Annotated in this window: 14 protein-coding genes; all 14 read right to left on the bottom strand. The window is 45.1% G+C overall.

The window, feature by feature from the left end; genetic code table 11:
• Window positions 1–65: 65 nt before the first annotated feature.
• Window positions 66–656: a hypothetical protein gene (locus BMY80_RS05485; RefSeq protein ID WP_093141702.1), complete on the bottom strand. Its 591-nt coding sequence runs from the start codon at window positions 654–656 to the stop codon at window positions 66–68.
• Window positions 649–1,935, bottom strand: a complete 1,287-nt coding sequence (locus BMY80_RS05480; protein ID WP_093141699.1) for an AAA family ATPase — start codon at window positions 1,933–1,935, stop codon at window positions 649–651. Before BMY80_RS05480 ends, BMY80_RS05485 begins: the two co-directional genes overlap by 8 nt.
• A 271-nt stretch (window positions 1,936–2,206) precedes the next feature.
• Complete coding sequence (gene mobA / locus BMY80_RS05475; protein WP_177178501.1) at window positions 2,207–2,794, bottom strand: molybdenum cofactor guanylyltransferase; 588 nt, start codon at window positions 2,792–2,794, stop codon at window positions 2,207–2,209.
• Window positions 2,781–3,260 (bottom strand): cyclic pyranopterin monophosphate synthase MoaC, encoded by a 480-nt coding sequence (moaC, locus tag BMY80_RS05470; protein ID WP_093141695.1) that lies wholly within the window; start codon window positions 3,258–3,260, stop codon window positions 2,781–2,783. The genes mobA and moaC overlap by 14 nt, the downstream gene beginning before the upstream one ends.
• 7 nt (window positions 3,261–3,267) lie before the next feature.
• Window positions 3,268–4,224, bottom strand: coding sequence for a GTP 3',8-cyclase MoaA (gene moaA / locus BMY80_RS05465; RefSeq protein WP_177178500.1), 957 nt, complete (start codon window positions 4,222–4,224; stop codon window positions 3,268–3,270).
• A gap of 4 nt (window positions 4,225–4,228) precedes the next feature.
• The gene (locus BMY80_RS05460) at window positions 4,229–5,245 is read right to left on the bottom strand and encodes a molybdopterin-binding protein (protein WP_093141690.1); all 1,017 of its coding nucleotides are present in this window, start codon (window positions 5,243–5,245) and stop codon (window positions 4,229–4,231) included.
• 11 nt (window positions 5,246–5,256) lie between these two features.
• The gene (locus tag BMY80_RS05455) at window positions 5,257–6,477 is read right to left on the bottom strand and encodes a molybdopterin molybdotransferase MoeA (RefSeq protein ID WP_093141688.1); all 1,221 of its coding nucleotides are present in this window, start codon (window positions 6,475–6,477) and stop codon (window positions 5,257–5,259) included.
• Window positions 6,478–7,554 carry a sulfate/molybdate ABC transporter ATP-binding protein gene (locus tag BMY80_RS05450; protein ID WP_093141685.1) on the bottom strand — a complete coding sequence of 359 codons (1,077 nt, stop codon included), beginning with the start codon at window positions 7,552–7,554 and terminating at the stop codon, window positions 6,478–6,480.
• A complete protein-coding gene (gene modB / locus BMY80_RS05445; protein ID WP_093141682.1) occupies window positions 7,554–8,216 on the bottom strand; it encodes a molybdate ABC transporter permease subunit in 663 nt (220 codons plus the stop codon). The genes BMY80_RS05450 and modB overlap by 1 nt, the downstream gene beginning before the upstream one ends.
• Before the next feature lie 18 nt (window positions 8,217–8,234).
• Window positions 8,235–9,122 (bottom strand): molybdate ABC transporter substrate-binding protein, encoded by an 888-nt coding sequence (modA, locus tag BMY80_RS05440; RefSeq protein ID WP_177178499.1) that lies wholly within the window; start codon window positions 9,120–9,122, stop codon window positions 8,235–8,237.
• A gap of 17 nt (window positions 9,123–9,139) precedes the next feature.
• Window positions 9,140–10,087: an MOSC domain-containing protein gene (locus BMY80_RS05435; RefSeq protein ID WP_093141677.1), complete on the bottom strand. Its 948-nt coding sequence runs from the start codon at window positions 10,085–10,087 to the stop codon at window positions 9,140–9,142.
• A gap of 17 nt (window positions 10,088–10,104) precedes the next feature.
• Window positions 10,105–10,695, bottom strand: a complete 591-nt coding sequence (gene mobB / locus BMY80_RS05430; protein ID WP_143066460.1) for a molybdopterin-guanine dinucleotide biosynthesis protein B — start codon at window positions 10,693–10,695, stop codon at window positions 10,105–10,107.
• 464 nt (window positions 10,696–11,159) lie between these two features.
• Entirely contained in the window at window positions 11,160–11,375 is a 216-nt protein-coding gene (locus BMY80_RS05425; protein ID WP_031579360.1) for a hypothetical protein, read from the bottom strand.
• 504 nt (window positions 11,376–11,879) lie between these two features.
• Complete coding sequence (locus BMY80_RS05420) at window positions 11,880–12,476, bottom strand: hypothetical protein (RefSeq protein WP_093141670.1); 597 nt, start codon at window positions 12,474–12,476, stop codon at window positions 11,880–11,882.
• Window positions 12,477–12,745 lie beyond the last annotated feature (269 nt).

Below are 12,745 nucleotides of genomic sequence, written 5' to 3'. Positions count from 1 at the left end.
GTTATTACCGTCTCGGCGGCATTTGCTCGTCTAAATCGAAATTATTTATATTGTAAATCCCTTTACTACAGCTCTACACCGAGAAGTTTATACAAAGGCGATAACTGATCTTTTACTGCAAGTGATATTTTCTCAATATCAAGTTTTTCAACCATTCCATTACTCTGCATGCCTTTAAAATACATCTTATTTGCCTTTTTATATAAACGTTTTAATTTGTCATAACCATTACTTCCAGTAATTTTTTCTCCTTTTTTTAACCTCAAAAATGACACAATACTGTCAGAATCATATAAAAACCAATCCTCAATAGATTTTTTGGCTCTGACTAAAATTACATCATGGGCTCCAGCCGAAATCAAATCATTCCTAACCTCATCCCAATTCACGGGAGGCTTTTGCTCTAATTCGAATACATCCGTATCACTGCATAATACTACCGTAAACTTACATGCTTCATCGTACTTGGGCTTCACTTTCTTTTCAAATCTTCTAAGAGCAATATTCTTAAATCCACCGATTCCATTGACGTTCTCACATTCTATACATGTGTCAAATCTTTTGTTTTTAAGTTTTCCTCTGGCAAAAGAAATTACCGCTTTATAAAATTCAATTTCAGTTTCACCTTCAACAAATAATACAAGGCATTTATTCATTACTGCCAAACTCCAAATAATCATTTATGCTGTCGTCGGCATCTGAAAGAAGCGAGAACAAGTAATCTCCCATGCTCATATGATAATGAGTTGCATCTTTCTTAAGTTGTTTTTGACCAGAGTTCTTAAATGAAAAGAATTCAGCCACCCCAGGCTTAACATTCATACCAACATGAATCCATGCAGGATCCAGATAACTGACAATGTAAGGGGAATGACTGGTAATAATAACTTTACAATCGTCCAGTAATTGGTGAATAATTCTTATATAGGCTTGAAAAAGCCCAGGATGCACAGAATTTTCCGGCTCCTCAATAGCAATCAGAGACACATTGCTTATGCTGGAAACTATTATTTTTGTGAGAATCAAAAATACTCTTTTAGCACCATCAGACATAGAAGCAAAATCTATTGAATTTGATAAATTACAATCCCTTACCAATAAAACATAAATATATTTAGAAAATACAAAAGGTGCATCTTCAGGAATTTGATTATCCTCCGTTCCACCTATGGGAATCTGCTTGACAATTACGTCTTCAATATTCGGAAACAATTTAGTATAAACATCTTTCAATAAATCAAATTTGCCTGAATATTGAGTCTTTAGATTATAAATAATACGCGGAAGATTATCAGCATTTATCATCTCATTCTCGAGCCCCTTTCTTATAATGGGATTTGGCTGATAAAAAAACTTTGCATCAAGATTATTTTCCATATAAATTTTCATATTATTTATTTTTTTAATAATCTCGAAATAATATATATCATCAAAAGCTTTCAACTTATTAACAACAAGCTCTGCTGAATCCACATTGATTTTTGATGAGCACCTGCCGGTTTCAGAACTTTTGTACAACGCATTATTCTCTGAACGACCTATTAGTTGCGTAAATTTTTGTCCCCTGATATTTAATTTAACCTTTAAATATTCACCAACAATTTTGGGAGCCTTTCCAACAGAATCTTTCCAATTAAACTCAAATCCATACTGAACAAGATACTCTTGAGAATTTATCTCTGTAGAAACCTCCATCTCGTACTTATAATTGCGTCCCAACATAGCTTTATTCATCGGAATAAGATTTGAATTAGCCATCATAATTTGTTTTTCAGACACGCTCGATTTAATAAAGGTCATACCAAAATCGATTGCTGACAGGACATTGGACTTTCCAAAATTATTAAGCGCAACAAGGGCAGTAATGTTATCAAATCTAATTTTTACATTTGATAAATTTTTAAACCCATCTATTACAACTGCTTGTATTTTCATATAAACAAATCCCTTTATAAGACATACCTGTATAATATGTCTTTATTCCACATAAAGCAATGCAATTTTACTTTTATCACATAAAATCACACAAAAAACTTATACAATCTTGTAATAAGTGATTTTTTGTTTCGTTTTATATTACATCTCAAATATTCATCTATTACCGTTTACATTCCAATGTTCACTTGGTCATTAGTCAAATAAAAACGAAACTCAATAGAAGCTGTCCTTATGAAGATTTATTAAATTTTTCCATGAATCTTTTGTCTTAAAACAATATTGAATGATTACATTCATATAACCGATATTCATCCTGGGTGTTGATGTTGACGTAATTAAACTCGGACTCACGGGGAACCTGAACGGTTCTGAAACGGGTACGGCGGATTATGTCCCTAAGTCTGAAGTTTCCGGAATCAAGGCTGTCCCTGAAAACCTGAAGCGTATTTTTGGAATATATCGCCGCCAGAGGCTGCCATGTTTCCCGAATCACGGGAACCAGCACGTCCTCACCGGCATAAAGGGACAGCAGCCTTCGGGCCTCGTCCGCGGTAAAATCCGGCATGTCACATGCGAGCACCAGAACCGCATCGGCCTCCGTCAGTGACAGCACGGACAGAATTCCGCCGGCAGGGCCCGCGTCCGCAACGGTGTCCGTTACCGGATCAAAACCGTCAACGAGGTAACCGCGTCCGCCGTTCACCGACACGTATCTGTATGCAAAAAAATCCAAGCGCTTACACAGGGCTGTCAGAAAACAGTCCCCCGAATCATGCATGAGCTCTGCCTTGTCACACCCCATGCGGGAAGATTTTCCCCCGGCCATCACGGCCACTCCGATTCTAAGACTCTGCATGAAAAACCCCGTGAACACCGCCTTCCTTATGCAGAAGTCTGATGTCGCCGATACGCATGTCCTTCTGCACGGCCTTGCACATGTCATACACGGTAAGAGCAGACACTGACACGGCCGTAAGGGCTTCCATCTCAACGCCTGTGGCACCGCGGTTCTTAACCCTGGACTGTATTCTGACCGCGCACCTGTCGTCATCAACGGTAATTTCCAGCGAAACCCCACTAAGAATCAGGGTGTGACACATGGGAATGAGGTCGGGGGTTCTTTTGGCTCCCATGATCCCCGCAATCTGAGCCACCGTCAGCACGTCACCTTTCTTTATGCCGCCGCTTTTTATGAGCCCCAGCGTTTCCCTGTTAACGTATACGTAACCTTCGGCAACCGCAATCCTTGAGGTGTCATTCTTTTCGGAAACGTCAACCATGCGGCATCTGCCGGATTCGTCAAAATGAGTAAAATCACTCATGAATAAATCAGCCTCCAATTCTCTTCATTTCGCACTGAGCCGCACCGGTACCGATTTCCTCCCCGTAATTAAGCGGCTTCATCAATACGGCCTTTCTCAAAACGGCCACCGTATCCTCATATGAAAGTCCCCTTAGGTCATATTCGGTGTTTCTGAGAAGACACGGACGCACCCTGCCGTCAGACAGAACCCTGATACGGGAACAGCGGTGACAGAAACAGGCCGACATCGGAGAAATGATGCCCACGCGTCCGGGAGCTCCCGGGATGCGGTACATCTCGGCCACGCCCTCCGCGTCTTCAGGTGTCTCCGAACGTTCCAGCCCTGGCAGTGACTCAAAAACCAGATCGGCGGAAACAAAGCTTCTGCCGTAACTTTCTCCGATAAGACGTGACGGCATCAGCTCGATGAATCTCAAATCAACCGGATACCTTTCGGTAAGCGACGCGAGATCCCGTACCGACTTCACGTCATCGTTGACGCCGTGAAGCAGCACGGCATTGATTTTTACCCTGTCAAACCCTGAGGCAAGTGCCGCGTCAATTCCCGACAGCACGTCCCCAAGCGCCCTTCTCCCCGTTATTTTATAAAAACGTTCATCGTCCGCGGTATCAAGACTTATGTTTACGCAGGATACCCCGGCATCCCTAAGAATTCCCGCATGGCGGGACAGGTAATAACCGTTGGTTGTCAGACAGAGTTTTTTAACCCCGGGAACGTTCATGACGGTACGGCATATTTCCGCAATGTCATGACGTATGAGCGGTTCCCCGCCGGTGAGCCGGACCTTGGTACATCCGAGAGATGCCGCAGCCCTGACAATGCCCCGGATTTCGTCCACCGACAGTTCATCGGAACGCGGACAGTCCCCGCGCCCGCCGCTGCAGTAGGCACAGCCGAAATTGCACCTTCCGGTAACCGAAAGACGGAGATAATTGATTTTTCGGGAAAAAAGATCCTGCACGGTGCTAATACCTTCCGAAAGTACAGTTAGGAAAATGACAGACGGAGCAGCCCTGACACAGTCCCCCGTTACCGAGTCCGATAAGGTCGTCGCGAGTAAACTTCACTCCGGTAAACACCTGAGGCAGGAGAACGTCGGTCATGGTAACGGGAAGGGCTATGGCCGCTCCGGGAACCCCCATGACGGCCACATCTCCCAGATACGCCACGAGAGTCATGTTTCCGGGCTGTGCCGGCATGCCGTAGGCTATGATTTCCGCCCCAAGAGACTTAATGGCCGTTGGGGTAAGATCATCAGGATCCACCGACATACCTCCCGTAAAAATCAGAAGATCCGCGCCTTTTTTCAGATAAGCAGAGGCTGAGGCGGTAATCATTTCCAGAACATCATCACACACGGTCACTCCCAGTATGTCCGCCGGATACTTTGACAGTTTGCCTCTTAAAACGAGCTCGAATTTATCCTTGATTCTGCCGTGGTAGACCTCAGAACCTGTTATGACGATTCCAACCTTAAGCCGGCGGTACGGCAGAATTTTAAACAGTTCCTTCTGTCTGCACAGCTCTTCAACCTTAAGAATGTTTATCTCTTTTGTGGTAAGTGGAACAATTCTCATGGACGCAAGCTTCATTCCGGGTCTAACGGGATAATGATCGGGAACCGAGCATATCGTGACATCCTCAACATGATTGATTTTTTTCAAAAGTTCAGTATCTGCACGGAACAGACCTTCGGTTTCGGCAAACATCAGCATCTTACCCTCGGACGGTCCTTCAAAACGGACTCCCTCTGAGGAAACCGCTGCCGCCATTCTGCGGGCACAGTCGTCCTCATGTATTTCCGAAATTTCGTCATCCCATACAAACACGTGACGCTTACCGATGTTCAGAAGATGTTCTATATCCTCCTCCCTGATAACAGTATTACGCTTAAAGACAGGTCCCTTGAAACCGTCACGCATTTCGGTTATGTCATGACAGAGTTTCATGCCCACGGCATTGCGTACGTCAATCTTTTTCATGATGTCCTCTTCTAGATCATAAAACCGTCAAAAATTTCTCCCGCATGAACCGGACCGTGTCCTGCAGGTATTATTACCATGAGATTGGCACCGGCCATACTGCTGATGACGGCATTCCCCTGTTCTGATGAAGGTCGCATGCAGATCACTCCATTCTCAATACTCATCCTGCCTCTCAGAAGACGTTCACAGCCGGCACTTTTGCCGAAGTCTCCCGTCATATTCACCTTTATCATTTCAGGAAGCCAGTTTCTTTCTCCTGCATACTTTCTTAAAACAGGGCGGCAGACGGCATAAAAAGACGTCATGGCGGAAGCGGGATTTCCAGACAGGCCGAAACACGGTTTACCGTTACGAAAACCGTAGACGGATGCCATTCCAGGTTTCATTTTTACTCCCTGACACAGAATTTCCACCCCTGTCATTTCCATGGCTTCCGGCACAAAATCATAATCACCGGCAGAAACACCTCCGGTAATCACCACGGCATCATGAGTGTCGAGGCTTTCGGAAACAAGCTTTGCAATCACACCGGGATCGTCACCCGCAAGACCGGCATAAAACGGAATGCATCCACACCTTCTGAGTTCTGCCTCAAGCATATAGCGGTTGGTATTGTATATACGGCTTCCCGTAAGCTGTTCCCCGACCTCGACAAGCTCACTGCCAGTGCTTATCACGGCAACGCGAGGCCTGCGGAAAACAGGGACAACACCAATCCCCTGAGATGCCAGCATTCCCATAACCGCCGCATCAGCAACGGTTCCATTTTCCGCCAGAAGCATTCCTGACTTCACGTCCTCTCCCGCCCTGACCACGTTCTGATTAAACTTAAGAGGTGCACTCAGTGTCACACTGTCTTCATCAAAAACCGTGTCCTCGTATTTCTGCACACAGTCCGCTCCATCAGGAACCGGAGCTCCGGTAAGGATTTTAACGGCCTCGCCGTTTTTTACAGGACGGCCCGCAGTATCTCCGGCCTTAATTTCATAAATGATCTTAAGGGTAACCGGATTATCCTCTGATGCCCCGGCAACATCCTCACTCCTTAAGGCATAACCGTCAAATGGAGATCTGTCATAATGAGGAATCATCATGGCAGCCGTGATATTCCCTGCTATGACCCTGCCGCACAGTTCAGACAGTTCCACGTTTTCCGTACCGATGGTTCCGATAACAGACAGAAGCCTGTCCCTTGTTTCCCTGAAAGATAATTTTTTAAACACTGACATTTAACTCCACTCACATTTTCCCCGTAGCGGCATAAGGGAGTCATCGGCAACAAACAGACTGATTTCACGCTGTCCGTTCCAATGCCAGACATCTACAGACACCTGCCAGTACAGGATAAGAGCGTCAGCCGTATCCTTACGGCGCAGCTCAACAACATAATTAAACAGATTCTCTGTCACACTCATGATGACAAAATCATAAAATCTTCCGGAACTTCCTTCGACCTTCACGGTTTTGAGCTCATTCATTCGCAGACCTGCAGCGGTAATTTCCCCGGCATCAGAGGCTGTCCAATCCCTGAAGTTCATTCCCCATCCCGGGACGTGTATTTCCCCATTTTCATCCTTGACCGCAGGAGCTATGTTTTTGACTCCGGTAAGTCTGGCACCGCTCAAGGTACGCGGATTTTTAAAAACATCTTCCCTGCTCCCTGAATATTCGATTACACCATCATGCATCACCGCCACCCGAGAGCTCAGCCGGTAGACCTCATCTCTGTTATGGGAGACCAGCAACACGGTTTTACCGATACACTTCATGACCCCGGCCAGTTCATTTTCCACGGCAAAGCGGAGATGTTCGTCCAGAGCAGAAAAAGGTTCGTCCAGCATGATTATTTCGGCATCGTTCACAAGAATTCTGGCAAGAGCCGTACGCTGCATCTGCCCCCCTGATATTGCCGTTACCGGACAGTGCTTCACGTCATCAAGATGTAGACGGGTTATCACGTCCTCTGCCTTTTTTTTCTTTTCCGCAGAGGAAGTCGCATTTCTTACGGAACAGAGAATATTGCCTAAAACGGTCATGTTTGGGAAAAGAGCGTAATTCTGAAAAAGATACCCCACGTTGCGTTTTTGCGGCGAAAGATTAATACCCTTTTCTGAGTCAAAAAGCACCCTGTCGTTAAGCACTATTCTGCCACGGTCCGGTGTTGCCACACCTGCTATGCACTTAAGAGTCACGGATTTGCCGCATCCCGAAGCCCCCAGAACCGCAGTGATGCCGTCCCCCGCGGTAAATGAAACCTTCAGGGTGAAATTATCCAGTTTTTTTTCAATATCTACGATCAGGGACATTAAAATTTCTTCCTGCGATTTTCAAACATGTTCATGAACATCAGCACCATAAACGAAATCAGCAGATTGATGACGACCCATCTTACCGCCAGCGCATCGTTCTCCGTACGCCACAGCTGATACACCGTGGTTGAAATAGTGGCTGTTTCCTTCGGAATGTATCCGGACACCATGCTGGTAGCTCCGTATTCGCCCAGAGCCCTGGTGAAGGACAGTACCAGACCGGCAATGATTCCGGATTTGCACACGGGAAGAATCAGACGCCAGAAAATAAATATGTTACTGAGCCCCAGGGTTTTGGCGGCAAGAATGATATTTTCGTCAAAGGACTCGAAAATCCCTCTGCACGTACGGTACATCAGAGGGAAACAGACCACTGTGGTGGCAAACACTGTTGACCACCAGTTCATGGTAAGACGGAGGTCAAAATACTCCATGAAAAAACCTCCAAGCAGTCTGTTCGGTCCCAAAACGCGCAACAGCAGATAACCGATGACAGTGGGAGGCAGAACCAGCGGAACCGTCAGAATGACATCCAGAATTCCCTTCAGTGTTCTCGGAAGTTTGGATATGTAATAAGCAGCTGCAGTTCCCGCCAGAAAGATGACCGCCGTGGAAATCAAGGCTATTCTCACTGAATTGTATAAGGGATACAAATCCATGCCCAAAAACTCCGAACCTCAATCAGTAAAGATCTTTGACTCATCTGCCGGCTGAAGGATCAAACTCTTAAAACCCACGCTTTCAAAAATCTTTCGTGACTCATCGTTCTTCAGATATTCAATGATGTCTTCGGCCTTCCCGGCATGTTTTGAACCTTTTAATACGGCAACAGGATAAATAACCCTGCCTACAGCTTTCTCCGGAGCAGTGTCAACGACAGTAAGTCCTGCGGATTTTGCATCAGTTGCGTAAATAATCCCGGCATCGGCCACGCTCTCCTTAACCTGAGAAGTAATCTCCTTAACATTGTTTCCGATGGTCAGTGTTCCGCTGCCGTAAAGTTCATCAGGATTCAGCCCGTAAGCCGAGAAGAGTTTTGCAGAATACTGCCCAACGGGAACGTCGGAATTGCCAACCGCAAGAAGAATTCCGCCATCTCCGAGTCTCTTTATCAGATCATCGAATCCCTTTATGCCCTTAGGATTACCATCAGGCACGACAAGAACGACCTGGTTCTCAAGCAGATCGGTTCTGGTCCCGCTCATAAGATAACCTTCATTTTCTCCATTTCCCGAATCCAGCTGGTTCATCTGTCTCGGGGAAGCGGACATGAAGATGTCGCAGTAGGCCCCCTCAATAATCAGAGTTTTAAGTGTACCGGAAGAATCGAAACTGAACACGATTTCCGTATCGGGATGTTCCGCCTCATACCTTTGCGCAATGGCCGTAAGAGTTTCCGTCATTGAGGCAGCCGCAAAAAAAGTAATTCTCGTCCGCTCGGCCGTTTGGGAATCACCTTTTTCACCATCAGCATCGTCGCTTTCACACCCCGCGGACATAAGAGCAACCAATCCCAGTGAAGCGACAAATCCTGCAATTTTTCCAAATTTTCCTTTGTTAATCACACTCATTATCCCCAAAATTACACACTGCCGCATTCGCCGTCCCTGCCAAGTAGAATATTTAAACCGTGCTCAAGCTGTGGCAGACATGCATCAAGACATTCATCCACGGCCTTCCTGCTTCCGGGAATATTAACTATAAGGGTTCTGTTTCTGATGACCGAAACGCCTCTCGACAGCATGGCACGCCCGGTCACCTTAAGTGATTCGGCACGTATGGCCTCGGCAATTCCCGGAGCATTGCGGGTAGCAACGGACATGGTAGCCTCCGGAGTCACGTCCCTTTGGGAAAATCCGGTACCTCCGGTGGTAATAATAAGATTTACGGATTTTTCATCCGCCAGACGGATTAATTCGTTTCTGAGTTTTTCCTCATTGTCCGGAAGAAGGACATAATCGGTCACCCTATAGCCTGCCAACATCAGACGTTCCTGTACGCGCTTTCCGCTATCATCCTCACGGAGCCCCATGGCTCCCTTGTCGCTTAAGGTTATTACCGCTGCCGTAAGTTTTGTTTTTTCAGTATTTTCCATAACCGTAACAATATCCCCCTTTCTTAGCGTTCCACCTTTTATAACTTTCGCAAAAATTCCGTTCCCTGGCATGATGCATTCCCCCATTTTTCGGAATATAGCACAGTGGGAATGACACTCTTTGCCAATCTGGGTTATTTCCAGAACGCACTCGCCGACTGACAGTCTGTCCCCCTTGAAAATACCGCCGAAATCGAGACCTTCCACAATTAGGTTTTCCCCGAAGTCTCCGGGTGAAACCCCGGCCCCCTTCTGATTGAAAATGTTTATTTTATCCTGAGGAAGCAGACTTACCTGACGGTGCCAGTGCCCGGCATGGGCATCATTATCAATTCCCCAGTCAACAAGAAGCACAGCCTCGGGAACTTCTTTTTTTGCAGTGCCTCTTTTGGGGCTTATGCATATATTGCGGACAAATCCGGATTTACTGTTCATTATCGTCCTGTTATCGTTTATTTAATCTTATTGTGTTCCAAACAATCCCTGCAGAAATTTCTGCATGACTCTGGTCGCTGAAGCTTTGGTACCGGAAGTGTTAATTCAGGTACGGAAATTTCCGTCAGATTGGCAAGAGCCTCCAGCCCGTCATCTGACAGAGCATTAAATACCGGTAGTCCCAAATTTCCTTTCAGGGAGCCGGCAATGACCCCTGCTACGGCAAAGGTTTTTTCCGTATACCGATCCTGGAATTCAGCCTCATTTCTCAAGCATATGATGCGCGGAAGATCGAATTCATAACCGCCCTCGACAATGCAGTAGTCCAGGGACGCCTCGTTGAGAATTAACAGTGTTCTGCTTATATCCTGCGGCGCAGGGTAAATGAAATCCACCTCTCTTCTGCCGTAGGCTACCACCACGTCCGCCCCTGCTCTGGCATGACGCGCCGTATTTGAATGTCTGTCCGCGTCAATCGTAAAAACGGGACAGTTAATACACTTAACCGTTCCAACACTGAAACCTCTCTGTTTCAGCTTTTTTATCAGACATTCAACTGTAGTGGTTTTTCCGGATTTTCGAACTCCGACTATTTGAAAAACTTTCATGTCCAGATGCGCCTCAACAAAAACAAAACAGCTGAAAGCATGCAATTCAGCCTGAGTATGTCTTTGAGAGATATTAACGTAATTTCAGAGCGAGTGCATTATGCAGATCCGCTATTTTTGACCTTCACTTGCTTTTTGAAAGTTGTAAACGTCGAAACAGTCACCAATATGGTCTTTGCGTTGACACGAAATAAAAACCAGGAAACTCTATGATGCAGTGACAGCAGCAATGTTCGGATTTTCCTTTTATTCACCATTCTGTAAAAATGTCCTGTCACCATTACAGTAACAGGACATTTAATCTGTATTTACGCTTACTCACTGTATGCACGTCATAATCATGTGGATTACCGCAAAATCAGAGATAAAAAAATAAAAGCCGGCTCCCTCCGGCTGATATTTACATGACGGAACGAATCGGGTCACATGTCACCAGGCAACCGGGTTCGAATCAGCGACGCCTACTATGAGTTTTCGGCCTCGTTCAAATCATACGGGCAGTCATTGGCAAACTGCATGCTCTTTAATGTGGTTGCATTGATCTGAGCCATCATTACCAGGAAAGCTTCCATCTGTCTTTCAGATACGGTCTCAAAATCCAGAGCGTTATGGAGACTTAATTCCAGAAGATTGCGATCATTTTCTTCATGATCACTGCCGATTCTAATTATTCCTTTCATAGCACATTCTCTAATTGTTTAACCTAAACCTGCTTACTCCCAATAGGCTTAGTTATGGTAACTGTCAAACAAATGTAATGATTCTTTGTAGTTGTTTATTATCAGTGCATCATTACCCATCTCTTGTATATCTCTAAAGATAACAGAAAAAACTTATCATTTCAGATAAATGAATAAAATATCGATAGCACCTCACAAATCTGAAATCATTTTCATGATGTCTATCATAATTTATTTTTTGGTTTTTAGAAAGATTAATGTCTTAATTTTGATTATTTTTTGTCAGTCATCCGTGCTAAAGTGGCAAAATTATACCATATTGTTCAAAAAATATACAATACTCTCTTTAACTGAAAAACGTTTTTTTGAAAAAATTTTCGTTTTGAGACTAAAAATTAATAAATTTTCTGTAATAATCTTCCGCATTCCTCAGAAAAAATACTTTTTTAAAGGACGGTATCTGCAGACATCAGGATTTTCATGCCGCTTACGGAAACTGTTTTATCAGGCACTGACGGTACGTTTTACTCTGATGACGTTCTGTTCCATGTCGTTGTCCACGGTATAGAATTTTCTGTTGTCAGGATGCCTGAAGAGGAAGGCGGTCCCCGTCGGTCTGTTCTCCGGAATTCCGTAATACGGGGCAGACGCATAGTAGTTCACGGTATTTCTGACTCCGGCTTCGCGGTAAATGATGTAACTGCGGCATTTCAGCTTTCCGTGCTGCATTACGGCTTGTCCGCCGTAAATCTCCACCGCCACCCCAACAGGTTCAAGCATGACGGGGCATACGCGTCTTTTAAGATAACCGCGCATAAACGTGCAGAACAGATAGCATATAAGCAGATAGACAACGTAACAGGCGCATACGGCGGCTATAATCAGCAGCATGCAGGCGGCTCCGGTACTGATGAAATGAATAAAGGCCTTATTCACGTATACTACGGCCAGACAGAACAGAGTAACTCCCGAAAAAATGAAAAAAGTCTTTCCCAGCGCCCTTCTGCAGCACGTGTCCACAACAGGTTTCTGAAAAACTATTCCCGCATGAGCGAGTTCCTCTACGGTTTTGCAGTAATCAGGTAAATTGATTTTGTCCATAATCTTCTGAAATATCCGGAAGCCACTCTCCTGAACTTTTCAGAAATTTTAGTTAACAGACAGGCTTTAGGCAACAGAAAAACACGAATAAAGGCCTGTTTGTTTGCAATCTTTTGACACAGGTTAATAATTTACCTCAGAAAACTGCCGTGATTACGGTGAAGCTTTTTCCGCACTTCCTCGCTGATAGCGTGTTTTTTGTTTTACGCTGCAGTATGAACCGTCCGGGATCCGCACAAAAAAACCGATGCATCCGCATGATGCACCGG

It is taken from the genome of Ruminobacter amylophilus (assembly GCF_900115655.1).
Classification (GTDB): domain Bacteria; phylum Pseudomonadota; class Gammaproteobacteria; order Enterobacterales; family Succinivibrionaceae; genus Ruminobacter; species Ruminobacter amylophilus.
The sequence above is the reverse complement of the archived record's forward strand: the minus strand, read 5'-3'. Positions and strand labels throughout refer to the sequence as shown.